Below are 25,526 nucleotides of genomic sequence, written 5' to 3' on the forward strand. Positions count from 1 at the left end.
AACTTAGATTTCTAAACGCCCGATCGCGGTTTTAGGGTTTTGTTCACCCGTTTTATCTAAGTGGAAAGTTTTGATTTTTTCGCCGTTTGTGAAAACAACGATCATTGTTGTTTGTTTACCAGCGGCTTTGATTTTTTCTAGATCAGCTGTGGCAATGGTTTCGCCAGCGGTTACTTTTTGCCCTTCATTAACATGAATTGTAAAGGCTGCTTCTTTCATTTCAACCGTATCAAGTCCCATATGGATAAGAACGTCAATTCCTTCTTCTGTTTGGATTCCTAATGCATGTTTTGATGGGAAAATACTGCTGATAACACCATCAATCGGAGCGTAAATTGTTTCAGTTGATGGGATAACAGCGAAACCATCACCCATCATTTTTTGTGAGAAGACAGGATCGTTCACTTGATCAATAGCAATCACTTCGCCTTTAGCGACAGGAAGGATTGTTTTGGTAATGTTTAGATATTCTGCTTTTGAGACTGTTGAATCAGATTGAGTGACCTGTTGTGGTGTTGGGATAGTAACATTGGAATCCAATAAATCTTGAATATCTGATTTTAAGACATCAGCTTTCGGACCGTAAACAGCTTGAACACCATTATCTTTAACGATCAACCCCATAGCTCCTGCTTTTTTCCAGGCTTCTTCTGTTCCGACTTTATTTTTATCAGTTACGCTCACGCGCAAGCGAGTCATGCAAGCATCTACATCAACAATGTTTTCTTTCCCACCTAATAAGTGAACAATTTCAATGAGTTGGGGATCAATTCCACCTGACTCTTGAGTACTTACTGATGATGAATCTGTTTGGGTATCGTTGTTATCGTAGTTTCCATTTCTGCCAGGTGTGGCAAAGTTAAATTTTTTGATCATAAAATTAGCAATAAAGTAAGTGAAAACACCGAATAGTATAGTGCAAAGAATGAAATTCAGTAAATCGCCGCCTAAACCAGCTTTTAATGCTAATGGTGTTCTAGTCAAAAGTTCAATGTTTCCAAAAGAATGAACACGTAAATTGACAATGTCAGCCATCGCAAAGGCAGCTCCTTGGATCAGTGCATAGACAACGTATAAAGGAACAGCTGCGAACATAAACATAAATTCTAAAGGTTCGGTAACACCAGTCAAAAACACAGCTAAAGCGGCTGAAAGATACATTGATTTATAACTTGAACGTTTGTCTGGATCGACATTACGATACATTGCTAACGTCATTCCCATCAAAATACCAGAAGCCCCAATCATTTGTCCAACTTTAAAGCGAGCAGGAGTCCAATTTGATAGCACGTAATTATATTGTGAAGTATCGCCGAGTCCTTTTAGGTTGACTAAATCAGTGGCCCAAGCTAACCACAGAGGATCTTGTCCAAATACTTGCGTCCCTGCTTGTGCGCCAGATAAAATCTCATAAGTACCGCCAAGTTGTGTGTAATTGATTGGGATCGTCAACATATGATGCAGCCCAAATGGCAGTAGTAAACGTTCAAGAGTTCCGTATAGAAACGGTGCTAAAATCGGTGCAGTATCTTGAGATTGAGCAATCCATAGCCCGAAGTTATTGATTCCCGCCTGAATATAAGGCCAAATAATTGCTAAAAGAATAGAGACAATCGTTGACCAGAGGATAACAACGAATGGTACGAAACGTTTCCCGTTAAAAAATGAAAGTGCATCAGGCAGTTTTCGATAATTATAGTATTTATTGAAGGCCATTGCCCCTACGAAACCAGCGATAATCCCGACAAATACACCCATATTTAGAGCAGGAGCTTCTAATACGCTAGTGAAGAATCCTTTGACCATTATTTTAGTGCCGAATAATGTATGAGTGAATGCTTTGTCGTCTGCTAACATGTCGCTAGTTACGCCAAAAATCGAACCCGTGATTCGGTTGATTAAAATAAAAGAAAGTCCGGCCGCAAATGCACCGCCAGCACGTTCTTTTGCCCAGCTACCCCCAATTGCTAATGCAAATAAAATGTGTAAGTTGCCGATGACACCCCAACCGATATTTTCGATAACGCCGCCGGTTGTAGCGAGTATCGCCCAATCGGGATTGATTAAAGGGATGGTCTTTCCGATGCTGATCATGAGACCCGCTGCCGGCATTACCGCAATCACGACCATTAAAGCTTTACCGAACTTTTGCCAAAACTCGAAACTTAATAATTTTTTCATTCTTTTTCTCTCCTTTGCAATTATAACGCAATCGTTTTCGTTGTTTGTAGTATAGAGCAGAATTTTATTTTTGTAAACCCTTAAATGAAATCGATTCTTTTTATTTACTTATAAAATGATGGTATCATGATATGTATAGAATATTCAACTGATAAGGGACAACGAATAAATAAATATTTGACAATGCAATCGGTTGCGTTTATTATAATGCTGAGAAGCAGAATGTTTACAGGAGGAGAGAAAATGAATCACTTATTTGAAATAGATCCATGGAAAATTGCGACACATCAATTAGAAAGAAATCAACGTCGTTTGCAAGAGTCACTGACTTCAACAGGTAATGGCTATATGGGGATGAGAGGGAACTTTGAAGAACAATACACAGGAGATCATCACCAAGGCACTTATTTAGCTGGTGTTTGGTATCCAGATAAGACAAGAGTAGGTTGGTGGAAGAACGGTTATCCTGATTATTTTGGCAAAGTCATCAATGCGTTGAATTTCATTGCTATGGATATTTTGGTAAATGGGGAAGCCGTTGATTTAGGTGTTCAAGAACCGAAAGATTTCTATTTGGAATTGGATATGCAGAATGGTCTATTGACGCGTACGTTTATTCTTGAAAATGCAAATACAAGTGTGAAATTTCGATTTGAGCGTTTTTTAAGTATTGTTCAGCAGGAGTTGGCCGTTATTCGAGTAACGGCAGAAGTTCTTAAAGGGAACGCAACTATTCAAGTTGTTTCAAAAATTGATGGTGATGTTCGCAATGAAGACAGTAACTATGATGAAATGTTTTGGGAAGCTCAGCAATCAGGTTTTGAAGATACAGTTGGTTTTTTGACTACTCGAACGATTCCTAATCCGTTTGGTATTGAACAGTTTAGTGTAACTGCTGCAATGAAACATTTGACAGAGGCTGAACTGGGCGTGTCTGAGACAGAATCATTGAAGGTACAACAAGTATTTCAGGCCAATCTTGCAGAAGGTGAAACAGTCAGTATAGAAAAACAAGTGATTGTTTTGACTAGTCGTGATGTGCTGGAAGCGGAACAAAAAGTAAAAGCGGTTCAATTACTACAAGAAAACACGAAAAATTTTGATGAATTATTAAAAGAACAAAACGAAGCTTGGGCGAAGCGTTGGGCTCTTGCTGATGTAGTAATCGAAGGAGACGCTGCAGCGCAACAAGGCATTCGTTTTAATTTATTCCAATTATTTACAACCTATTATGGTGAAGATCAACGGTTGAATATAGGTCCCAAAGGTTTTACTGGTGAAAAATATGGCGGTGCTACTTATTGGGATACCGAAGCCTATGCTGTGCCTCTTTATTTGGCTTTAGCCAAACCAGAAGTGACGAAAAATCTATTGAAATATCGTTACAACCAATTGGAGCAGGCTAAACATAATGCTCGTCAACAAGGGTTAGCAGGTGCCCTATACCCGATGGTAACATTTACTGGAATTGAATGTCATAATGAGTGGGAAATTACCTTTGAAGAAATCCATCGAAACGGTGCGATTGCCTATGCAATCTATAATTACGTGAATTATACAGGAGATCATGAATATTTAAAAAATGAAGGATTACAAGTTCTAGCGGAAATTGCACGTTTTTGGGCAGATCGTGTTCATTTTTCTAAACGTAAACAAAAATACATGATTCATGGTGTCACAGGCCCTAATGAATATGAGAACAATGTTAACAATAACTGGTATACTAACACGATTGCCGCATGGGTGCTGCAATATACACTAGAGAATTACACCAAGTATCAAACTGAAACACCCGTAGTTATTTCAGCGGAAGAACAAGAAAAATGGCAAGAAATTATTGAAAATATGTATTATCCATTCGATGAAGAGCTAGGTGTTTTTGTACAGCACGATACTTTTTTTGATAAAGATTTGATGCCGAGAACAGCACTTTCACCTAAAGATTTACCATTGAATCAACAATGGTCTTGGGATCGGATTTTACGTTCTTGCTTTATTAAGCAAGCAGATGTTTTACAAGGTATTTATTTCTTTAGTGAACGTTATACACGAGAAGAAAAAGAACGGAACTTTTTATTTTATGAGCCGATGACCGTTCATGAATCTTCTTTATCACCTAGTATCCATGCCGTTTTAGCAGCAGAACTTGGGATGGAAGAAAAAGCGGTAGAAATGTATCAACGAACAGCTCGCTTAGATTTAGATAATTACAACAATGATACTGAGGATGGGCTTCATATTACGTCGATGACAGGTAGTTGGCTTGCGATTGTACAAGGGTTTGCACAAATGAAAACCGCTAAAGAACAATTAAGTTTTGCACCATTTTTACCTAGTGCTTGGACAAGTTACGCTTTTCATGTAAACTATCGTGATCGACTATTGTACATCACTGTGGATCAAAAAAATGTACGTGTGCAATTAGTGTCAGGAGCTGAATTGTCCCTTGATTTATACGGGGAAAAAATGGTTTTAGAGGATGAATTAGTTATCAAAATGGAGAAGGTGGATAATGATGTTTAAAGGTGTCTTATTTGATCTAGATGGTGTGTTGACCGATACAGCCGAATATCATTATCACGCGTGGCAGCGTCTAGGTAAAGAGATCGGGATTACGATTGATCGTACATTCAATGAAGAATTAAAGGGAGTCAGTCGTGAAGACTCCTTACAATTATTGCTAGCTTATGGAGGGCGATCTGGAGATTTCACCCCAGAAGAATTTGCTGAACTGGCACAGCGAAAAAATGAATATTATGTAGAAATGATCCAAGAAGTCAGTCCGACTGATGTGTATCCAGGGATTTTGGAACTGTTGAAGACATTGAAAAGCCAAGGAATCAAAATATCATTAGCTTCCGCAAGTAAAAATGGACCGTTTTTATTGGAAAAAATGATGTTGATGGAATACTTTGACGGAATTGCAGATCCAGCCAAAGTAGTAAAAGGAAAACCAGATCCTGAAATTTTTCAATTAGCTGCTGAAGAAGTTGGGCTGACCGCAATAGAATGCATTGGGATTGAAGACGCCAAAGCAGGAATTCAAGCAATTATAGCGAGTGGTGCTTTACCAATCGGGGTTGGACGTTCAGAAGATTTAGGAGCGGATATCAGACTGGTTTCCTCCACAGAAGAATTGACAATAGATTTTTTAAGATCTGTGTGGCAAACAGCAAGAAATAAGGGGGAATTCAGTTAAACGCTGATTGTAGTTGTAATCGTTAAGTCTATCACGTTTTCTTGATTGAAAATGATAATAGCAACTAGGCATCAATCTGTGGTATTATTTTCTACGATAGAATTTTTTGATCATGCACGTATAAATAATTGTGAAAGGAGTGGAATAGATGACGATTACTGTTAAAGATGTTGCTAAAAAGGCCGGTGTTGCTACCTCTACGGTATCCAGAGTGATTAATGATCATTCTAGCATTTCAGATGCTACAAAGAAAAAAGTCTATAAAGTAATGGAAGAAATGGGGTATGTTCCAAATATTGCTGCACGTAACCTTGGCAAGCGTTCATCAGGTGCTGTAGGCGTGATTTTACCTCCTTTGGATTCTCGTGAGCGAATGGGAAATCCGTTTTATTTAGAAATCATTGAATCAATTAACGATGAAGCACGTAAACACGATATGACAACGGCGATCGCTACGGCACAGTCTTTTGAGGCGTTGATGGAAAATGTCCAGCTAATGCATCGTCAAAAACAAGTAGATGGATTTATCCTACTTTATTCAGATAAAGATGATCCAGTGATCGAGTATTTATTCAAAAATCACGTTCCTTTCTCATTGATCGGTCAACCCTATGTAAACGAGGATAAAGTAATTTATGTGGATAATGACAATCAATTATTAGGAAAACATGCAACAGATTTTTTGATTGAAAATGGGCATAAAAATATTTTATTTATTACTAATACAACCCATGAAAATGTCTATTATGAGCGTTATTTTGGCTACCAAAAAGCAATGATGTTGGCAGGATTAGCAGTACTGCCCTCAGTTGATATGGAAAGTCCAGAAGATTATGTGGCATTTGAAGAGCTTTTGAAAGAAACCAAGGCAACTGCGGCTGTTGTGATTGACGATATTTTTGCCATGCGGATGATTCAATTAGCACAAATGTATGGTTATCGTGTGCCAGATGATTTTTCTGTGATCAGTTTCAATAATTCGATTTATGCGACTTTAGTGCATCCATATCTCACAAGTATTGATATTGATATTGCAGAATTGGGCAAAATGGGCATGCAAAAACTGATGGAATCGTTGCAGGAAAAAGAAGCGACAGGTGTTCGTTTGGTCATTCCTCATAAGTTAATCAAGCGTGAGACGGTCCTTTCGTTGAAAGGGTAAAAGCTGTGATAAAACAGAGAAGATTTGAGTTTAATTATCGAATCCTCTCTGTTTTTTTGCATACTATATAAATAAAGCCAACAGTTTTTTATGTTGACAAAGAACTTATTCTATTTTAATATAAAGTAGAAGTTAAACGACTACAATTATAGTCGTGTAGGTTATATAAACATAAAAGGAATAAATAGACAAAGGAGATGGGGAAAGTGGAAACAAAAACGTTTGATATAGAAGGAATGACTTGCGCTTCATGTGCCCAAACCGTAGAAAAGGCAACTGCTAAACTCACTGGTGTTTCAAAAGCAATGGTCAATTTAGCGACAGAAAAACTAAATGTTGAGTATGATGAAAATAGATTGTCGGAAAGAGACATTCAAAAAGCAGTTGCAGATGCGGGTTATGAAGCCTTAAGCAATGTCCAACAACGAACATTTGATATAGAAGGAATGACTTGTGCCTCATGTGCCCAAACGGTTGAAAAAACAACAAGTAAACTAAACGGCGTTACAAAAGCATCGGTTAATTTAGCGACAGAAAAAATGGTTGTTGATTTTGATCCATCTGTTTTAAACATTTCTGATATTACAAAAGCAATTGCAGACGCTGGTTATAGTGCAGTTGAGCAAGTCGATTCAGTAGATACGGTGGATAAAGATCGTGAAAAAAAACAAAAACATATCAAGGATATGTGGCAACGTTTCTGGATGTCAGCTGTATTTACTGTTCCTTTATTATATATAGCAATGGGGCATATGATTGGACTGCCTTTACCGACATTTTTAGATCCGATGATGCATCCAGAAACCTTTGCGGTAGTTCAGTTGGTTTTGACGATACCAGTATTGTACTTAGGTAGAAGTTTCTTTACGGTTGGCTTTAAGGCGTTAGTTAAAGGACATCCCAACATGGATTCTTTAGTTGCGCTAGGAACAAGCGCAGCAGTTGCCTATAGTGTGTATGGCACAGTAATGATTTTTGCTGGAGATCCACAATTTACGATGGCGCTATATTATGAATCTGCAGGTGTGATTTTAACCTTAATCACTTTAGGAAAATATTTTGAAGCTGTTTCAAAAGGAAAAACCTCAGAAGCAATCAAAAAATTGATGGGCTTAGCACCGAAAAATGCGCGTGTTTTACGTAATGGAAAAGAAATGGAAATTCCTGTTGATAGTGTGCAGTTAGAGGATACGATCATTGTTCGTCCTGGAGAAAAAATACCTGTTGATGGCGTTGTGATCGAAGGTTCTTCTGCGATTGATGAATCCATGTTGACGGGAGAAAGTATGCCCGTTGAAAAAAGAGTTGGGGATAATGTTATCGGTGCAAGCATCAATAAAAACGGCAGTTTTCGTTTTAAAGCGACAAAAGTCGGCAAAGATACCGCATTATCTCAAATTATCAAATTAGTTGAAGATGCCCAAGGTTCAAAAGCACCGATCGCTAAAATGGCAGATAAGATTTCTGGTGTTTTTGTACCAATCGTGATGGTTTTATCTGTATTAGCTGGTCTCGCTTGGTATTTCTTGGGACAAGAGTCATGGGTATTTGCTCTAACGATTACTATTTCCGTTTTAGTTATCGCTTGTCCGTGCGCGCTAGGTTTAGCAACACCAACAGCCATTATGGTAGGAACAGGAAAAGGTGCTGAAAATGGTGTACTGATCAAAAGTGGAGATGCACTAGAAACAACTCATAAAATCCAAACAATCGTTTTTGATAAAACAGGAACCATCACAGAAGGCAAACCGAAAGTGACGGATATCGTTACAGCAAATAATATGGTACAAGATGAGTTATTACGTTTAGCGGCATCTGCTGAAAAAGGTTCTGAACATCCATTAGGTGAAGCCATTGTTAATGGGGCTGAAGAAAAAAATCTAGTGTTTTCCTCAACGGAAGCTTTTGAAGCCATTCCAGGTCATGGAATCGAAGTAATGATTGAAGGTAGCCGTTTATTATTAGGGAATAAAAAATTGATGACTGATCGAGAGATTATTTTAGGAGATCTAGGTGCAACCTCTGATGGATTAGCAGAACAGGGGAAAACACCCATGTATATCGCTAAAGACGGTGTTCTTGCAGGAATTATTGCAGTAGCGGATACGATCAAACCTAATAGTATTCCAGCAATCAAAAAATTGCACCAAATGGGTATCGAAGTTGCGATGATCACAGGCGATAACAAACGAACAGCACAAGCCATCGCAAAACAAGTAGGGATCGATCGTGTCTTAAGCGAGGTATTACCAGAAGACAAAGCCAACGAAGTGATGAAGCTGCAAAAAGAAGGGAAGAAAGTTGCTATGGTTGGTGATGGAATCAACGATGCACCGGCCTTAGCCCAAGCAGATATTGGAATTGCAATTGGTTCAGGGACGGACGTTGCCATGGAATCAGCAGATATTGTATTAATGAGAAGCGATTTGATGGATGTGCCGACAGCGGTAGAATTAAGTAAAGCCACTATCAAAAATATCAAAGAAAATCTCTTTTGGGCATTTGCTTATAATACATTAGGAATTCCTGTTGCTATGGGTGTGCTGTATTTATTTGGCGGTCCTTTATTAAACCCTATGATTGCAGGGGCTGCAATGAGTTTTAGTTCAGTGTCTGTCCTGTTGAATGCGTTAAGATTGAAAGGGTTTAGACCTTCAGTGTTAAAAAAATAAATGAGAGAAACAAGCTCATTATTAAGATAAAAAAATTGACTACGTTCTTAGTGATTTGAAGAACGTAGTCAATTTTTTATGTTTAAGCAGATGTTCGTTTCTATTCGACGATCGTTAGAATTTCATCCGTTTTTTGCCGTTTTTTTAGTGGTATTTCATTTGTACGATAACCTAGACCGAGCATATAAGAAACACCGAATTCAGTAGTATCTAACAGTCCTTTTTTACTCAAATAAGTTTCCACCTCAACTCGATTAAACCCTTCAATCGGACAACTATCAATTTCCAACAAAGCTGCAGTGGTCATCATATTAGCTAATGCTATATATGTTTGTTTAGACGCCCAATCGAATAATGAACGTTCGCTGTTTAAGTCGAAATCGTTTGTTTGAAACTGTTTAAACATTTGAGTTTGTGGAGCGTCTGGTGAAAATGGGAGACCAAAAACATCCTCTACCATATGTTTTACATGAGCGCTATCGGATACAACATTTTTACGAGCTAAAGCAATGATAAAATGACTTGCTCCATTTAAACTATTAACTGCTCCCCAAGAAAATTCTTTCAACTCTTCTTTTATTTGAGCGTTCTCTATCAATAGAAACGACCACGGCTCATATCCAAATGAGCTTGGTGATAAACGTGCTGCTTCTAAAATTGTTTCCCAATCTTCTGTTGGGATTTTTTTATTTGGATCAAAAGCTTTTGTAGCATGACGATGTTCAAAAGCTGTTAGAATTTCTTTTCGTTTGTCTTCTTTCGTTCTATTCATTTCATCTTCCTGCCTTCACATGATAGTTTATTGCGCATAGCAATAAGTGACTTTAGTGTAAAGGAAGTAACAATTGTTGTAAATCGGGGAATTTTTTTATACCTTCTCTTAAATGATTATTGAGAGCTTAATTGATGGGCATTAAATGCATTGCCCCAATGATACATTGATTCAATAACAGGAGCCAAAGTTCGTCCGTAATCAGTCACTGAATAGCTTACGACTATCGGTTTTTCCTGTAGGACTGTTCGACAAATTAGTCCATCTGCTTCTAAATCTTTTAATTGTAACGATAGCATTCTTTTTGTAATGCCAGGTACAAAGCGTTGCAATTCACTATAACGATAAGCACCTTCAAAAATTAAATGGTACAGCAACACGCTTTTCCATTTACCTGAAATTAGCTGTAAAGTTGACTCTACAGAACAGCCATCTAAACAATTGTGTATCTTTCGGTTTGCCATTGTGTCACATCCTAATACTTATGTTGTTTAAAAATGCTAGTGATGAATGATATATTATAGCATGAACACATTTAGGGATGAACTAAAATATCTTGAAACCCACGAAAGTGTTGTGTTACTATTTAAAAGATACGAAATGAGTGTATAAAATAAAAGAAAAGAAAAGGAAGTGATAAGCAGATGAATACATACAAATTAATATTGATTATGCTCCCGCCGCTTCCCGGATTTAGATGTTTTTTTTCAACCCTTTAGTATAAGTAATTAGGAGGAAGTATCTTGAAAAAAGACATCGAAACACGTGGACCATCTTTAGCATTACTGATCGTTTTAGTGGGTTTTCCACAGATCAGTGAAACGATTTTTACACCATCATTACCTGATATTGCTCGTGATTTTCAATCACCAATGGCAACGGTTCAGTTAACCTTGAGTATTTATTTTTTTGCATTTGCACTAGGCGTTTTTTTATGGGGGTGGCTGTCTGACTTTATCGGTCGGCGCAAATCTATGTTGTATGGCTTGTTGTTTTATGGACTTGGCAGTTTTCTATGTTTTCAATCGTCAACGATTGAAGTATTATTATTGTCTCGTTTCATTCAAGCTTTCGGTGCTAGTACAGGGTCGATTGTAACACAGACCATGTTGCGGGAAAGTTATTCTGGAAACCAACGCCACGCATTATTTGCGCAAGTGTCAGCAGCTCTTGCATTTACTCCAGCCATTGGTCCTATGATTGGCGGTATTGTTGATCAATATTGGGGATTTAGAACTGTTTTTCTTGTATTGGTATTGATGAGTGTCTTGATTTTTTGTTACGCTTTTTTACGCTTGCCGGAAACTTTCCAAGTGAGTGAACGAGCGCCAGTAAAATTAGTGCCCATCATTCAGAGACTTGTAGCTAGTCCAAAGGTTTTGACCTACGGATTTTTGATTGGTGCGATCAATGGTGTGTTATTCAGTTATTACGCAGAGGCACCATTTGTTTTTATAGAAGCGTTTCATTTATCCACAGCAACTTATGGTTTTTTAGGAATTGGTGTGGCTGGCGCTTCAATTTTAGGTTCGTTAGTATCAAAGCGGTTATTGCCGATTTATCAGCCAGAAAAAATTATACTTATCGGGATTAAAACGATGATGTTTGGAACGGTTTTCTTACTTTTAGCTAGTGCAGCAACGTTTCTTCCGTCTGCAGCTCAGTTTTGGCTGATGTTAGTTGGGATTTTTATTCTTTTAACAGGGACAGGAACAGCGTTGCCTAATTGTCTTAGTTTGGCGTTAACAGATTTTCAAGATGTGATTGGAACCGCAGGAGCAATTTTTAGTTTAGGGTATTACTTGTTGGTCAGTGTGTTTACGTTTGGGATGAGCAAGCTTCATAATGGAACATTATTAATAATGCCGCTTTATTTTCTTGTGATAAGTGGGGTGATGTTTCTATTGGCACGAATATATTTACTTACAAGAGATAAATAATCAAAAAAACATCTGCGCAATGCGTGGATGTTTTTTTGAGTGAACAGCGTGATGCAACTCTTAGAAGAAAACTTTTTTATGTAATCAAGAATACATAGTCCTTTTTTACAATAATTTATGTTAGTGTTATAAAGAGAGCAGTGAGGAGCGAGTGAAGTGAGAGAAATTTTGTTACAAGCGTTTGGGTTTTGTTTTATCATATTTTTGGGCTACTTGATGAAACGGATTGGTTTGTTGAGTAAAGCAGATGGTGGTATGTTATCAGTAATTATTGTAAATATTACATTGCCAGCCACGGTCGTTGTTAGTTTAGCCAGTATTGATGTTTCAGGAACGCTGTTTTTCTTGTTGGCAATGGGTATTGTATTGAATATTTTGGTTATTTTGATTGGTAGCCGAGTAAGTACAAAAAGACCTGTTTTGGAACGAGAATTCCAAATGTATTCAATGTCAGGATACAACATTGGCAACTTTAGCTTGCCTTTTATACAAGGGTTTTATCCATTAGCGGTACCGTTTTTGTTGATGTTTGATATTGGCAATAGTGTGATGTTAACAGGTGGCAGTACATTGTTGATTGATAAAATGGTGGGAACGAAAGAAGAAACGACGTTGAAGAAAATTGTATCATCTTTATTTAAATCAGCTCCTTTTACAGCCTATATGGTTATGTTGTTGTTGCGGATCGTTCATGTTGGTTTACCTGTAGAGCTATTGGGGATGTTAGAGATGATTGCCAAAGCAAATGGTTTTTTATCAATGTTTATGATTGGGTTGTATTTAGAACTGAAATTACCTAAACAAGCGTTGCGTTTGGTCAAAGAAGTATTGTTTTGGCGCTATTTATGTGGAGGGTTATTTGCGTTGTTGTTTGCCTTTCTACTTCCTTTAAATCCATTGCTAAGAGTTGTGTTGGTTGTATTGAGTTTGGCACCGATGCCGACATTTTCAGTAATCAATAGTGTGAAAGCAGGGATGCCAGAAGAAACGGTGGGGTTTACTTCTTCTGCAAGTATTTTGATCAGTTTGGTATTGATGACGCTAGTGATGATTTTGATGGGGTAATAAAAAAGAGTAGGGAAAAAAGCCCTACTCTTTTTTATTATTCGCGAATTAGACGATCAGCGATTTGATAATCTCCTTCATACGGCGTATCTACTCCGCCGACTTTTTGATATAAGTCAGCACCTTTACCAGCTAAAACGACAGCATCGTCCGTTTTACTTATAGCCAGAGCTTCTTTAATGGCAACATCACGGTCAACGATGATTTCAACAGGAATATCGGTTGTAATATGAGCTTTGATTTCTTCACAGATCGTAACGGGATTCTCATCAGCTGGATCATCCGTTGTCAAAATCGCAACATCGGCGAGTTCAGACAAAACTGTACCGAAGTCTTTCCGTCTAGAAATCGCTTTGTTTCCAGTACTGCCGATCACTACAAGGATACGGCCATTAGGATGTTCTTCTTTCACAAAAGTTAAAAGATTTTTTAAACTGTCATAATTATGGGCATAGTCGACATAGACTTTCGCACCATTTTTATTCGTCAACAATTCCATTCTGCCAGGAACGATCGTTTCTTTGATGCCTTGTTGACAATCACTGCGTACGGCACCAACTAAAGCACTAGTTAGAACAGCGCTTAAGGCATTTCCTTTGTTGAAATCTCCACCTAAACGTAAGTGATAGTCCCCAGTAATAGCTAAGGTGTCTTTTTTTGCTGTAATAGAAAATGCGAGAGAATCTTCAAGATTCGTTTGATAGATGTAATCTGCATCCGTTGCTTTTTGATCACCATAAACGATATAAGGCGTTTGGTGTAACTCAGCAGTTTCTTTAAGTAGTTTAAAATGATCGGAGTCACGATTTAAAATCATTGTTTTAGAATGTTTGATTAATTGTCGCTTACAGTAAAAATAATCGTCAAATGTTGGATGCTCAATTGGGCTAATATGGTCAGGTGTAATGTTTAGGAAAATTCCTACATCAAAGAATAAACCATACACACGATTGGTTTTATAAGCTTGTGAAGAGACTTCCATAATAAAGTGAGTCATACCGTTAGCGACCGCTTCTGCCATCATTCGATAAAGATCTAGTGATTCTGGCGTGGTCAATTGAGATTTGAAAAAAGTTTCGCCATCTAAGGTAGAGTTCATTGTAGATAGCATTGCTGTCTTTTTATGTGTTGTGTGGTCTAAAATAAACTTAGTAAAATAAGCAGCAGTTGTTTTTCCTTTGGTACCAGTAAAACCAATCAATTTCAATTGATTTTGTGGATAGTCATAAAAAGCCATACTCAATACAGCCATTGCCTTTTTGATATCAGTGACAATGATACCTAATGGTGCAAGTACGTCATCATAAGGCTGTTCTGCTACATAAACCTCAAGACCTGACTGAACGGCAGCATTTAAATATTCTGATTTGAAAGTCATTCCTTTACAGAAAAACAGAGTATCACAGCTGACTTTACGGGAATCATAAGAAATAGTATCGAATAGTTTATCTTTAAACGAGTCAGGTGGGGTCAAAGACCAACCTTCAGCGGAAATAAATTCTTTTAATAGATGCTCTTTTAGTAAACATTCACGGATTCTTTCTAAAGAAATAGTCATCATTGCGCCTCCAAGCGGTATCTAAAATCTGAATGTAAGATTTTTTGAAGTAAAAAGCTTTTAGAAATTCATCATACAATTTAAATGATAAAACTTCAAGGTGCGTGCTAATTGTTGGAGGAAAATCAATCACATAGATGTTCGTTTTTACGATGAATAAGTAATTAAATAACGATTATATAAAAAGCATATTTTTTTAAAATGCGAAAATAATTATAAAATAAAATAAATAAACTACGACTTAATGCTTAAATATAAACAAAAAACAAACAATTGGTAATGGTGTATTCATTTGGTGTTTATATATTAAAAAAATTCTAACTACTGTTTTTTTACAAAATCAATGAGGAAAACATAAATAAGTTAATTTATTCAAGAAAGTCGTTGCATATACTTGATTTAACAATTAAAATAAAGGAAGCATGTTTGAAGAAAGTTGGAGGAGTTAAATGATAAATCAACCAAATCCTGCTGATCAACCAATCTTAACAAATCAAGAGAAGATGGTTAAAGGATCGGCTTGGATGACAGCTAGTAATATAATTTCTCGTTTGTTGGGTGCGGTGTATATTATCCCATGGTATGCTTGGATGGGAAAACACGCCAATGAAGCAAATAGTTTATCTTCAATGGGATATACTGTGTATGCTCTCTTTTTATTAATATCAACGGCAGGCATTCCAGCCGCTATTGCAAAGCAGACATCTTATTACAATTCGTTAAATGAATATAAAATTAGCCGACAGCTCTTTTATAAAGCTCTTCAATTAATGGCTATCTTAGGTGGAGTTTTTGCGATTGTAATGTATCTTGCATCGCCACTTCTGGCAAAATGGTCAGGAGGCGGGGAAGCATTGATTCCTACGATGCGTTCACTGAGTTTAGCTGTATTAATTTTTCCATGTATGAGTGTTGTTCGAGGATATTTCCAAGGAAACCAAGACATGATGCCATTTGCATTATCACAAATTGTTGAGCAAGTTGCACGTGTATTTTACATGTTATTGACAGCGTTCATCATTATGAAAGTCATGGATGGCGATTATGTTAGTGCAGTCACACAATCAACTCTTGCGGCATTTATTGGGATGCTGGCTAGTTTAGTTGTATTGTTTTTCTACATTCGTAAACAAAAACCAATGTTTGACTATCTTGCAGAACACAGTGCCAATGAACATGAAGCATCTACGAAAGAATTATTGACAGAGACCTTAAAAGAAGCGATTCCTTTTATTATTGTTGGTTCAGGTGTAACGGTATTTAAATTAGTGGATCAGTTTACGTTTTCTAATTTCATGGGTACATTTACAGCCTATTCTGGTAGTCAATTGAGAACGTTGTTTGCGGTTTTTAACGCCAATCCGGACAAATTAACGATGGTTGTGATTGCTTTAGCAACATCGATTTCAGCCACTGGGTTACCGCTTATTACTGAGGCAATTACCTTAAAGAATTATCGCGATTTATCTAAGTTAATCAGCAATAATTTACAATTATTTATGTTTGTGATGTTGCCAGCAACTTTCGGTATGATTGTCCTGGCAAAACCATTATATACGATGTTTTATGTGCCAGATGCGCTAGGTGTATCGGTCTTGATCCAAGCTTGTTTTGCCGGTTTGTTTATGGGACTATATATGTTGTCGTCAACGATGTTGATGGGAATGTACGAAAATGAAGCAGCGATTAAGTATTTTGCTTTAGGTTTAGCGCTGAAATTGATTATTCAATATCCAAGTGTTCGACTTTTTGAAGTTTATGGCCCATTGATTGCTACGATGATTGGTTTTACATTATCATGTGTATTGATCATGAGAAAAATCAAAAAAGTTAGTCGATTTAATTTCGGATTGACATTACGTCGTGGTTTATTGATTTTCCTGATCACCTTGGTAATGATGCTTGCGGCGGTGTTGATGAGACAATTCTTATATCTGTTCTTAGATCCAACACGCAAATTCCAATCCTTCTTAATTATTATAATTGTTGCGGCATTTGGCGGAGCGGTTTATGGTTATATTACGATCAAACTTCGTTTAGCAGATAAATTACTAGGCGCAAGTGTTGGTAAAATTCGTCGTAAATTGAAAATAAAATAGACTTAGTAAAATAGCGGGACATAATGTTCCGCTATTTTATTAGATAAAAAACTAAGGAGAACCCATGCGATTAGATAAATTTCTTGCAGAAACCGGTGTTGGCAGCCGCAAAGAAGCAAAACAACTACTAAAAAAAAGTTTAGTCTCTGTAAATAATAAGATTGTAAAAGATGGAAAAACGCAAATTGATGAAAGCAAAGACATCATTACTTTTGCTGGAGAACAATTGAGCTATCAAAAATTTTATTACTACATGTTGCATAAACCTCAAGGAGTCATCTCTGCGACAGAAGATAAAAGAGATCAAACAGTGATTGATTTATTGCAGGATCAAGATTTTAGAGAAGATTTATTTCCTGTTGGTCGCCTTGATAAAGATACCGAAGGATTACTACTATTGACAAACGATGGTCAACTAGCACATCAATTACTGTCACCAAAAAAACATGTAGATAAAGAGTATTTCGCAAAAATTCAGGGAATTGTTACCGAAGAGGATGTCCGCCATTTTGCTTCAGGGTTTGCTTTGACTAATGGAGAACAAGTAAAACCAAGTAAATTAACGATTGTGTCACTAGATGAAGAAAATGAACTATCAGAAATACAGCTGATCATCCAAGAAGGTAAATTTCATCAAGTCAAGAGGATGTTTGAAGCGGTCGATAAAAAAGTTGTTTATTTAAAACGTTTGCGAATGGGTAGCTTATGGCTGGACGAAGAGCTGACGTTGGGAGACTATCGAGTATTGTCAGAGAGTGAACTTGAAAACTTGAAGGTGAGTAAATAATCAAGCAAGTGAGTATGTGATGGGAGTAGCTGTTATACGGAAGTTACAGCGATTATATATTTTTGACTAAAAGCTATTACAAAGATATACTTCTTTTGACTAGGGAGTCAATGATGAGGAGGAACAAAATGAATGCCATTGAACTTAAGGGATTGACTAAATTATATAAAAAACAACCAGCGATTAATCAAGTGGATTTATCTGTCGAAAAAGGTGAAATCTATGGTTTTATCGGTCCAAATGGTGCAGGCAAATCAACAACGATTAAGACTATGTTGAATTTTACTTATCCAGACCAAGGCACAGCTACCTTACTTGGTTTAGATAGCATAAAAGAAGCCAAAGAAATTCGTAAAAGAACAGGATATGTATCTAGTGATGTACGATTTTATCCGAATATGACTACTTTGGAAGTGTTAAAATATGTAGCTGAATTCCATCAACTAAGCAATAGCAAGAAGCAGATTGATTATTTTATTGAATTGTTTGATATTGATGCTCAAAAGAGGATGTCAGAGCTATCACTAGGAAATAAAAAGAAAATTGCTATTACCGCCGGGCTATTGCCGGCACCAGAATTATTGGTGTTAGATGAACCTACCAACGGGTTAGACCCTTTGATGCAGCATCGTTTATTTGAAGAGTTAGAAAAGCATAATAAAGATGGTATGACCATTTTTTTATCTAGCCATGATTTAAATGAAGTTCAACAACATGCACATCGGGCCGCATTTATTCGTGAAGGTGAAATTATTACGGTTCAAGAGGTATCAAAAGAAAAATCATTAGGGAAAGTGATTACATTGATTGGCGATCAAATCCCATTATCTGTGTTTGAAAAACTAGGTGCGGCGATTTTGAAACACCAAGGAAATGAAACCCGCTTATTGTACGAAGGAGATTTACGTGCAGTTCTACCATTGTTAGACGATGCCTCAATTCAAGATTTTACCATCACTAATCCAGAATTAGAAGATCAATTCATGGCGTTATATGAAGGAGGAACAGTCAAATGATCACAGCAAAAATCGAAGGAAAATCTTTAATCAAAAGCTTGTTTATTTGGTTAGCTATTTTTATCGTTGTAGTTTTTGGTTTTAGCGCTGTTTATCCACAAATGCATGACTCAGCCATGAAAAATATTATGGATGCTTCACTAAAAGGACTTTCTCCTGCATTGTTGAAAACATTCAATCTTAGTGTTAGCGGTCAGACAAGCTTTTTAGTTTCTACGGGTTTTTTTGCTTATTATTTTCAATATATGTTTTTGGCTGCATCCATTTATGCGATGATGCTAGGGAGTCAAGCCTTGATTAAAGAAGAAACCGATGGAACCATTGAGTTTTTATATGCTCAACCAGTGACTCGTATGGGAATCGTAAGTGGGAAATTGATCGCAAATATCGGGATATTAGCTATCTTTTGGTTGTTGTCGTTTGCTGCTTCTACGGGAGCGACATTGCTATTTAAACAATCAAGTGATTCGGCTGGGGAAATTATTTCAGGAATTGGTAAAATTTATTGGCAAGAAGCTGTGATCTTATTTTTCTTTTTAGCGTTGGGCTTTTTGTTTTCTACCCTTTTAACATCAAGTAAACAAAGTACAGGGATTTCTTTAGGGATCGTGTTTGGTTTTTATTTGATTGGTATTTTTTCTGATTTAAATACCTCGTTCAGCTGGGCGAAGAATATTTCTCCAATTCATTTGGGTATTCCTAGCAACATACTAGAACAAGGGCTTTCTATAGGGAATATAATGTCATTAGTTATCTGTGCTCTTGTATTTTTGGCAGGTTCTTATATGTTTTATCAGCGGAAAGATCTGAAAGTCTAGCGAAGAAAAAATCTTATCTTTAAAAGGTATTCTAGCGATATTATTTTAATAGAAAAACAGAGGAAAGTAAGTGTCATTTTTCCTCTGTTTTTCTGTCTAAATTTTCGAAGTATTTCATGTATTGTGGTAAATGTTTACTAATCTCAGTAGGCAAGACGACATAACAAGTTTTACTAAGCTCTTCTCCAATCAAACTATGAAGGTAAACTGCTGCCAAAAGAGCAGCTTTCTTATCTTGAAATTGAGCTAGAAAACCCGTGATCATGCCAGCCAAGGTATCACCCATGCCACCAGTTGCCATTGCTGGTGTTCCTAGTGGATTTTTATAGTTTTCATCTGGGGTATAAATTTCAGTTCTATGACTTTTTAAAACAATAGTTGCGCCTAATTTTTTCTGAAATAATTGGTTGTTTTCCTTTGTTTGATCAACGATGCTTAAACCGCTCAAGCGTTGCCATTCCATTTGATGAGGTGTAAAAATGACTTGTTTTGGATAATTTAATGAGCAGCCCATTTGGGCAAATAGTGTAATCGCTGATCCATCGATTATTAGCCATTGAGAGGCCTTTTGCTTTAGTAGTACTTCTCTTAATAGATCGTGACCCTGTTTACTTAGTCCAAGTCCTGGACCAATTAAAATAACATCGGAGCTAGCTAATACATCACTTGTTTCTTGTGTAAGTTCCCAGTGAAGTACCATCGCTTCTGGTAGACGGGCATGAAGAGCGCTGTGGTTTTTTTCAGCTGTAATGACTGAAACTAGACCAGCCCCTGATTTTACAGCGGCTTCTGCACTCATAATGATGGCTCCACCGTAAGTTTCATTCCCTCCAACCAATACTGCTCGTCCAAAGGTTCCTTTATGGGAGTTTTGCGGTCTAGGATGAATCACAGCAGTTAAATTTTTTTGCGATAATTCTTTCATCGGAATCTTCTCCTTCAGTGGTTTGCCTTTAGTATAAATCTGTTTTAAATCAAGAGCAAAATATTATAGAAAAAACTGTTCCTGCCTTTTTCTTTTAAGCAAGTTAGTGGTATGATGGGGAGGTAGAGAATAATGAATTGGAGTGACTAAAAAATGACAATTGATTGGCAAAAAGAAGTAGACGCTCGTAAAGATGCGCTATTAGAAGATTTACAAAATTTATTACGTATTAACAGTGAGCGTGATGATTCAAAAGCAACGCCAGAAGCACCATTTGGACCAGGACCTGTGGCTGGCTTAAAACATATGTTAGCATATGGCGAACGTGATGGTTTTGTTGTGAAAAACGTTGATAACTATGCTGGACATATTGAATACGGTGAAGGCGATGAAACATTAGGGATTTTCGGTCATATGGATGTTGTACCTGCTGGTGATGGTTGGGATACGGATCCGTATGAACCAGTAATCAAAGACGGTAAAATCTTTGCTCGTGGTTCAAGTGATGACAAAGGCCCAAGTATGGCGGCTTATTATGCATTAAGAATTATCAAAGACTTAGGTGTTCCATTATCTAAAAAAGTTCGTTTTGTTGTCGGTAGTGACGAAGAAAGCGGCTGGGGCGATATGGATTATTACTTCAAACATGAAGAAACACCTGATTTTGGTTTCTCTCCAGATGCAGAATTCCCGATTATCAATGGTGAAAAAGGAAACGTATCTTTATATGCTCGTTTTGGCGGATCAAGCGAAGGCGAATATATTTTAGAAAGCTTTAATGCTGGCTTACGTGAAAATATGGTTCCAGGTACAGCAACGGCTGTAATCACTGTTCCAACTGCCGAAGCTGCTGAAAAAATGCAAGGTGCATTTAGCGTTTTTGTCGATGAAGAACCAATTTCTGGTACGTTAGAAGCTAATGGTACAACTGTTACGATCAAAGTCGTTGGTAAAGGCGCACACGGCGCTAGCCCTCAATCTGGAATCAATGCAGCGACATTCTTAGCTGTATTCTTAAATAGCTACGCATTTGGTGGTGCAGCGAAAGAATTTATCCAAGTTGCAGCAACATTAGTACATGAAGATTTCTATGGTGAAAAATTAGGTGTAGCCTTTGAAGATGCGAAAATGGGTAAATTAACAATGAATGCTGGCTTATTTGTATTCAAGAAAGAAGCCGAAGAAGGCAACTTTATGAGCTTGAATTTCCGTTATCCTAAAGGAACAACTGCAGAAGATTTAGAAGCTGGTGTAAAAGCGACAGCAGGTGCGATCGGCGCAACTATTGTTCAAGGTGGACGTAATCAAGAGCCTCATTATGTACCAGCAGATGATCCATTGGTTGAAACATTATTACAAGTTTACGAAGATCATACTGGTCAAAAAGGCCACGAACAAATTATCGGTGGTGGAACATATGGACGTTTACTAAAACGTGGTGTGGCTTATGGCGCAATGTTCCCAGGTTATACGGATACAATGCACCAAGCCAATGAATTTATGGCATTGGATGATTTATTCCGTGCAACAGCTATTTATGCGGATGCGATTTACCGTTTGGCGAAATAAGAGTTCAAAAGATTTATTTTTAATCATTCCGAGTTATTTAAAAGCTAGTTGGAATAAGGGGTTCTGATTTTAGAAAATGATTAGGAATTATTTTGTGGTGTGATATTTTAAATGGGAAATAAAAATATCACACCAACTAAATAATGATAAAATAGGTGCAATAATTCACGAGAAGTGTGAGTTAATTGCACCTATTTTAATTCTCATTTGAAATAATTTCCTATATAATGTTCAAAAATATTTTTCAAAAAAGAACTTGCTGATAAGGGTGAGTGTTTCTATTTAAACGATAAAGTGCATTGAAAAAGACAAATATAAACCTTCCAAAGCATTATCTTTCACTATTGCTAGTTCATTGAATAGGGAAGTTATAGATATTTTTCCTTATTTAGAAGCTTAGGCAACAAAGGACAGCTATTTTTGATATTGAAAATCATTCCTTATTGTTGAGCAATTATATGTTATAGTTAATTTACTTTTACTAAAGGAGCTTATAATGAAAAAAAGAAATAGTATTATCATTGTAGGACTATGTTTGTTAGTGTTCCTAGGCGTCGGAGGAAAATATTATATGGGTGAGAAAGAAAAAGAGTTAATTGAAATAGAACGGCAGTCAATAGTTATATTGAAGCAAACCTTTAGTGACATTAAGGAAGTAAAGATAGAAAAAACTGGTCATAATAAAGCTACTGGATCATATAGAATGTTTGTAGAAGTTATTAATAATATTGGAGAATCTGTAAAATTCACTTACAGTTTTTGGAAAGAAAGGGATGAAATAGGGAGCTACGGTATTGTGAATACCAATGTCCAAAAGGAAGGGATAACAGATTCCAAAGTGAAAGTGACTTATTCGGATGGAAAAGAAGGTGAAATCTGATGGCAACTGAAAAAGAATATAATGAAGCAAGTGACATGGTTTATTGGCTTGATTCTAAGCATGAAAATTATGATCCTTCGATCACAGAAGGAAGTTTTCAAAATATTGGTGGACATAAATATCAAATACTAAAAATTAAAACAGAACCCAGTAACGGGATGCAAGCCATGGCAATTGCCTCATTAGATTCAAATGGCTATCCAGACACGACTCAGCTTGGATGGTGCCCAGGTCAAGCTGACTCAGCTCAAGAATTTGTGGATTGGATTGAATTGACATATCCTTTTGTTAGGAGTACATGTACTAGCAACTAGTGTTACATATAGCGAGTAATCATTTTAAATAACGCAGAATGTTAGAAAAAAATAGGGTTTTACTGATATATTGTTGTGCAATTATATGTTATGGTTAATCCATTATTACTAAAGGAGCTTACAATGAAAAAAAGAAATAGTATTATCGTTATAGGATTGTTTTTTTTAGTGTTCCTAGGAGTTGGAGGGAAGTATTTTATGGATGAGAAAAAAAAAGAACAAGAAAAAGGGTTAATTGAAATAGAACTGCAGTCAATAGTTATATTGAAGCAAACCTTCAGTGACATTAAAGAAGTAAAGATAGAAAAAACTGGTCATAATAAAGCTACTGGATCATATAGAATGTTTGTAACAATGACGGATATTCATGATCAAAAGGTTTCTTTCACTTATGGATACTGGAAGGAAAGAAATGAACTTGGAGATATTGGCATTGAAGATAGCAGCATACAAAAAGATGGAACTACCAATTCCAAGATAAAAGTTATACTTTCAGATGGTGGTGTTGAATATATATGACAATTAGAGATGAAGATTACAATCAGTTTAGCGATATGGTCTATTGGCTAGACCCAAAACATCCTAATTATGATCCTAGCTTAAAAGAAGGTAGGATAAAACAATATAATGGACAAAAATACCAGATACTAAAAATTAAAACAGAACCTAGTAACGGGATGCAAGCCATGGCAATTGCCCCATTAGATTCAAATGGCTATCCAGATACGACTCAATTAACAGTAGCTTTTGCAGGCACTAATTTTGGTGGCGATTGGCGAGATGTTGTAACGGATGGTCAAACTGTTGGTTTAAGCATGGAACAACTTGGTTGGAATCCTGGTCAAGCTGGCTCAGCTCAAGAATTTGCAGATTGGATTAATTTAACCTATCCTCATGCAGTCGTTACAACAACGGGTCATTCATTAGGTGAATATTTAGCTCTTATGATTGCTGCTGAGAATGAATGGCGTAACGTTGGCTTCAATGGACCAGATCCATACGGTATATTATCTACAGATGCAAAAAAATGGATAGAAAATAATCCCGGAATGCTTACGAACTATCGTAATTTTGCGGATTTGATAGGAAACTTAATGGGAAATGGAACCGGTGCGGAGATCATGATTGGCTATACTAAAGGGAGCCCTGCTAATCCTTTAGACGCACATGCATTGACCTTATGGAAATTTGATGAAGACGGACGATTGAGAATCCCTGATAACACATACGCATTAATGGATGGTCAGCAATTAGAACAAAACTTAATGAGTAAGTTTGTAACCAGTATGTATCTATTAAAAACGTTAGAAGCAAAACTAAATGCAAGTGGGGGCGGACTTTCAGGAACAGAAGAAATTTACCTAGATGCCACACTAGCTAGATCAATTGTAACAACAGCTTCTAGTTTATTGAAAGTAGCAATGAGTAAAGTGATTACGCATTGTCAGGAAGAGATGGATAAAGCAGAAGAGTTATGGAATAAGATTTTAACGAGTGCACGAGGAGCTTCTTCCGATTTGTCTGAATCTGAAATGGAGAGCCAATTATCTACAGTGGGATTTACAAAAGCACGCATAGTGAATACTCCAAATGAAAAATATCAGCAAAAAATTCAAGAAGCCAAAGAAGTTGGAGAAACTTTCGAAAGTTTAGCTTCTGAAATTAATAGTAAAATAATTGCGGTTGTTCAACAAGATCAAGATTTGGCACGGCAACTTCAGTTTTAATTGTATTGGAGGGTATTATTTTGGATGAGGAAGCAATTATAGAAACGTATCAGACAGCACGCAGACTACTTGAAGAGCAAGAGGATGAACTAAAAGTTGTGCGTAAAAAAGGCGAATATCTCCTAGATGATTCTTTAGAATATTTGTCATATATTTTGAAAGATTTGGCATTAGATGGCGAGCCTTTTAATCAAGCAAGGCGAGAAATGGAACAGGAAAATCATTATTTTTTGGATGAATTAGAAAAAGAAAAACGTATGTTGATGAAAAAAGAAGAAGAAGCAGAAAATACCTATCGTTCTCAATTGAGGAGGCTTAGGGAAGAACTATAAGATACAGGAGAAGTCATATGAATGAATTACTCGATGAATTATTAAAAAAAATGCGGAAAAGGTATCAAGAAGCAGCTGTTCGAGCTATAGGAATGGCTGGGGTGCAAAACAGTGAAAATAATCAAAAGAATGCTGGGAAAAAAGGGAAGGTCATTCTAGAAGAAGCGAAATCCTCACTTTCTAAAACAACTAAATCCTTAGAGGAATCAATCAAAGGACAATTTGGAAAATCAGTAAAAGAAGCTTTTGATAAGCAACAGAAAAAATTAGATAATTTTGATAATTAACTCAACAGGAGTTTTTTACATAGAGATTAAATTATGTATAATTAGAATCGAAAAATTCCCAAATTAAGAATAGATGAAGACTATCTGGACAAACTGTTCTGATTTCCTTCGTCTAGTGTGATAGTTGTATTTATTGATTTTAAAAAGCTGGTGTAACGGTGTTTGTTAACATCTGCGATTTACCGTTTAGCTAAGTAGTACAAATTTAAGGTCATCTGAAAAG

General features: G+C 36.7%; 22 protein-coding genes. 17 read left to right on the forward strand and 5 right to left on the reverse strand.

The genetic code is table 11. The annotated features are described in order from the left end of the window. Window positions 1-3: 3 nt before the first annotated feature. Window positions 4-2,181 (reverse strand): PTS transporter subunit IIBC, encoded by a 2,178-nt coding sequence (locus BCR23_RS11985; protein ID WP_069635720.1) that lies wholly within the window; start codon window positions 2,179-2,181, stop codon window positions 4-6. 183 nt (window positions 2,182-2,364) lie between these two features. Here BCR23_RS11985 and BCR23_RS11990 point away from each other — a divergent pair, with 183 nt between their 5' ends. From BCR23_RS11990 to BCR23_RS12005, 4 genes are all read left to right on the forward strand, one after another. Beyond that, window positions 2,365-4,704, forward strand: a complete 2,340-nt coding sequence (locus BCR23_RS11990; RefSeq protein ID WP_276205080.1) for a glycoside hydrolase family 65 protein — start codon at window positions 2,365-2,367, stop codon at window positions 4,702-4,704. Next, on the forward strand, window positions 4,697-5,380 hold the full coding sequence (gene pgmB / locus BCR23_RS11995; protein ID WP_069635722.1) for a beta-phosphoglucomutase: 684 nt from the start codon (window positions 4,697-4,699) through the stop codon (window positions 5,378-5,380). Before BCR23_RS11990 ends, pgmB begins: the two co-directional genes overlap by 8 nt. Window positions 5,381-5,528: 148 nt before the next feature. Further along, window positions 5,529-6,542 (forward strand): LacI family DNA-binding transcriptional regulator, encoded by a 1,014-nt coding sequence (locus BCR23_RS12000; protein ID WP_069635723.1) that lies wholly within the window; start codon window positions 5,529-5,531, stop codon window positions 6,540-6,542. A 206-nt stretch (window positions 6,543-6,748) separates the two neighbouring features. Beyond that, on the forward strand, window positions 6,749-9,214 hold the full coding sequence (locus BCR23_RS12005) for a heavy metal translocating P-type ATPase (RefSeq protein ID WP_069635724.1): 2,466 nt from the start codon (window positions 6,749-6,751) through the stop codon (window positions 9,212-9,214). A 100-nt stretch (window positions 9,215-9,314) separates the two neighbouring features. Here the strand turns inward: BCR23_RS12005 and BCR23_RS12010 are convergent, their stop codons facing one another. Next, window positions 9,315-9,986, reverse strand: coding sequence for an NAD(P)H-dependent oxidoreductase (locus BCR23_RS12010; protein ID WP_069635725.1), 672 nt, complete (start codon window positions 9,984-9,986; stop codon window positions 9,315-9,317). Window positions 9,987-10,102: 116 nt separating this feature from the next. After that, on the reverse strand, window positions 10,103-10,450 hold the full coding sequence (locus BCR23_RS12015) for a winged helix-turn-helix transcriptional regulator (protein ID WP_069635726.1): 348 nt from the start codon (window positions 10,448-10,450) through the stop codon (window positions 10,103-10,105). 279 nt (window positions 10,451-10,729) lie between these two features. On the opposite strand from BCR23_RS12015, the gene BCR23_RS12020 reads away from it, so the two are divergent. Further along, the gene (locus tag BCR23_RS12020; protein WP_069635727.1) at window positions 10,730-11,926 is read left to right on the forward strand and encodes a multidrug effflux MFS transporter; all 1,197 of its coding nucleotides are present in this window, start codon (window positions 10,730-10,732) and stop codon (window positions 11,924-11,926) included. 156 nt (window positions 11,927-12,082) lie between these two features. Beyond that, a complete protein-coding gene (locus BCR23_RS12025; RefSeq protein ID WP_083241964.1) occupies window positions 12,083-12,991 on the forward strand; it encodes an AEC family transporter in 909 nt (302 codons plus the stop codon). 37 nt (window positions 12,992-13,028) lie between these two features. Here the strand turns inward: BCR23_RS12025 and BCR23_RS12030 are convergent, their stop codons facing one another. Next, a complete protein-coding gene (locus tag BCR23_RS12030; RefSeq protein WP_069635728.1) occupies window positions 13,029-14,549 on the reverse strand; it encodes a UDP-N-acetylmuramoyl-L-alanyl-D-glutamate--L-lysine ligase in 1,521 nt (506 codons plus the stop codon). A 449-nt stretch (window positions 14,550-14,998) separates the two neighbouring features. Here BCR23_RS12030 and BCR23_RS12035 point away from each other — a divergent pair, with 449 nt between their 5' ends. The 4 genes from BCR23_RS12035 (at window position 14,999) to BCR23_RS12050 (ending at window position 19,269) form a co-directional block, all read left to right on the forward strand. After that, window positions 14,999-16,648, forward strand: coding sequence for a putative polysaccharide biosynthesis protein (locus BCR23_RS12035; protein ID WP_069635729.1), 1,650 nt, complete (start codon window positions 14,999-15,001; stop codon window positions 16,646-16,648). A 64-nt stretch (window positions 16,649-16,712) separates the two neighbouring features. After that, complete coding sequence (locus BCR23_RS12040) at window positions 16,713-17,435, forward strand: pseudouridine synthase (protein WP_069635730.1); 723 nt, start codon at window positions 16,713-16,715, stop codon at window positions 17,433-17,435. 128 nt (window positions 17,436-17,563) lie between these two features. Beyond that, entirely contained in the window at window positions 17,564-18,451 is an 888-nt protein-coding gene (locus BCR23_RS12045) for an ABC transporter ATP-binding protein (protein ID WP_069635731.1), read from the forward strand. Beyond that, window positions 18,448-19,269 carry an ABC transporter permease subunit gene (locus BCR23_RS12050; RefSeq protein ID WP_069635732.1) on the forward strand — a complete coding sequence of 274 codons (822 nt, stop codon included), beginning with the start codon at window positions 18,448-18,450 and terminating at the stop codon, window positions 19,267-19,269. Before BCR23_RS12045 ends, BCR23_RS12050 begins: the two co-directional genes overlap by 4 nt. Window positions 19,270-19,342: 73 nt before the next feature. Here BCR23_RS12050 and BCR23_RS12055 read toward each other — a convergent pair whose 3' ends face one another. Then, on the reverse strand, window positions 19,343-20,194 hold the full coding sequence (locus tag BCR23_RS12055) for an NAD(P)H-hydrate dehydratase (RefSeq protein ID WP_069635733.1): 852 nt from the start codon (window positions 20,192-20,194) through the stop codon (window positions 19,343-19,345). Window positions 20,195-20,347: 153 nt separating this feature from the next. Here BCR23_RS12055 and pepV point away from each other — a divergent pair, with 153 nt between their 5' ends. The 7 genes from pepV (at window position 20,348) to BCR23_RS12090 (ending at window position 25,303) form a co-directional block, all read left to right on the forward strand. After that, on the forward strand, window positions 20,348-21,763 hold the full coding sequence (gene pepV / locus BCR23_RS12060) for a dipeptidase PepV (protein ID WP_069635734.1): 1,416 nt from the start codon (window positions 20,348-20,350) through the stop codon (window positions 21,761-21,763). A 571-nt stretch (window positions 21,764-22,334) separates the two neighbouring features. Next, window positions 22,335-22,643, forward strand: coding sequence for a hypothetical protein (locus BCR23_RS12065; protein ID WP_240482554.1), 309 nt, complete (start codon window positions 22,335-22,337; stop codon window positions 22,641-22,643). Beyond that, window positions 22,643-22,957 (forward strand): hypothetical protein, encoded by a 315-nt coding sequence (locus BCR23_RS14845; protein ID WP_069635736.1) that lies wholly within the window; start codon window positions 22,643-22,645, stop codon window positions 22,955-22,957. The genes BCR23_RS12065 and BCR23_RS14845 overlap by 1 nt, the downstream gene beginning before the upstream one ends. 198 nt (window positions 22,958-23,155) lie before the next feature. Further along, window positions 23,156-23,476, forward strand: a complete 321-nt coding sequence (locus BCR23_RS12075) for a hypothetical protein (RefSeq protein WP_083241968.1) — start codon at window positions 23,156-23,158, stop codon at window positions 23,474-23,476. After that, window positions 23,473-24,684, forward strand: coding sequence for a hypothetical protein (locus BCR23_RS12080; RefSeq protein WP_069635738.1), 1,212 nt, complete (start codon window positions 23,473-23,475; stop codon window positions 24,682-24,684). Before BCR23_RS12075 ends, BCR23_RS12080 begins: the two co-directional genes overlap by 4 nt. Window positions 24,685-24,704: 20 nt before the next feature. Then, a complete protein-coding gene (locus tag BCR23_RS12085) occupies window positions 24,705-25,016 on the forward strand; it encodes a hypothetical protein (protein WP_069635739.1) in 312 nt (103 codons plus the stop codon). Window positions 25,017-25,033: 17 nt separating this feature from the next. Then, on the forward strand, window positions 25,034-25,303 hold the full coding sequence (locus BCR23_RS12090; protein WP_069635740.1) for a hypothetical protein: 270 nt from the start codon (window positions 25,034-25,036) through the stop codon (window positions 25,301-25,303). Window positions 25,304-25,526 lie beyond the last annotated feature (223 nt).

This window comes from Enterococcus quebecensis, assembly GCF_001730365.1.
GTDB classification, from domain to species: Bacteria; Bacillota; Bacilli; order Lactobacillales; family Enterococcaceae; genus Enterococcus_L; species Enterococcus_L quebecensis.

Excerpts from the sequence above, each read along its gene's own strand:
- BCR23_RS11985 (WP_069635720.1), bottom strand. The coding sequence starts at position 2,181 with ATGAAAAAATTATTAAGTTTCGAGTTTTGGCAAAAGTTCGGTAAAGCT.
- BCR23_RS11990 (WP_276205080.1), top strand. The coding sequence starts at position 2,365 with ATGCAATCGGTTGCGTTTATTATAATGCTGAGAAGCAGAATGTTTACA.
- pgmB (WP_069635722.1), top strand. The coding sequence starts at position 4,697 with ATGTTTAAAGGTGTCTTATTTGATCTAGATGGTGTGTTGACCGATACA.
- BCR23_RS12000 (WP_069635723.1), top strand. The coding sequence starts at position 5,529 with ATGACGATTACTGTTAAAGATGTTGCTAAAAAGGCCGGTGTTGCTACC.
- BCR23_RS12010 (WP_069635725.1), bottom strand. The coding sequence starts at position 9,986 with ATGAATAGAACGAAAGAAGACAAACGAAAAGAAATTCTAACAGCTTTT.
- BCR23_RS12015 (WP_069635726.1), bottom strand. The coding sequence starts at position 10,450 with ATGGCAAACCGAAAGATACACAATTGTTTAGATGGCTGTTCTGTAGAG.
- BCR23_RS12030 (WP_069635728.1), bottom strand. The coding sequence starts at position 14,549 with ATGACTATTTCTTTAGAAAGAATCCGTGAATGTTTACTAAAAGAGCAT.
- BCR23_RS12035 (WP_069635729.1), top strand. The coding sequence starts at position 14,999 with ATGATAAATCAACCAAATCCTGCTGATCAACCAATCTTAACAAATCAA.
- BCR23_RS12040 (WP_069635730.1), top strand. The coding sequence starts at position 16,713 with ATGCGATTAGATAAATTTCTTGCAGAAACCGGTGTTGGCAGCCGCAAA.
- BCR23_RS12045 (WP_069635731.1), top strand. The coding sequence starts at position 17,564 with ATGAATGCCATTGAACTTAAGGGATTGACTAAATTATATAAAAAACAA.
- BCR23_RS12050 (WP_069635732.1), top strand. The coding sequence starts at position 18,448 with ATGATCACAGCAAAAATCGAAGGAAAATCTTTAATCAAAAGCTTGTTT.
- BCR23_RS12055 (WP_069635733.1), bottom strand. The coding sequence starts at position 20,194 with ATGAAAGAATTATCGCAAAAAAATTTAACTGCTGTGATTCATCCTAGA.
- pepV (WP_069635734.1), top strand. The coding sequence starts at position 20,348 with ATGACAATTGATTGGCAAAAAGAAGTAGACGCTCGTAAAGATGCGCTA.
- BCR23_RS12065 (WP_240482554.1), top strand. The coding sequence starts at position 22,335 with ATGGGTGAGAAAGAAAAAGAGTTAATTGAAATAGAACGGCAGTCAATA.
- BCR23_RS14845 (WP_069635736.1), top strand. The coding sequence starts at position 22,643 with ATGGCAACTGAAAAAGAATATAATGAAGCAAGTGACATGGTTTATTGG.
- BCR23_RS12075 (WP_083241968.1), top strand. The coding sequence starts at position 23,156 with ATGGATGAGAAAAAAAAAGAACAAGAAAAAGGGTTAATTGAAATAGAA.
- BCR23_RS12080 (WP_069635738.1), top strand. The coding sequence starts at position 23,473 with ATGACAATTAGAGATGAAGATTACAATCAGTTTAGCGATATGGTCTAT.
- BCR23_RS12090 (WP_069635740.1), top strand. The coding sequence starts at position 25,034 with ATGAATGAATTACTCGATGAATTATTAAAAAAAATGCGGAAAAGGTAT.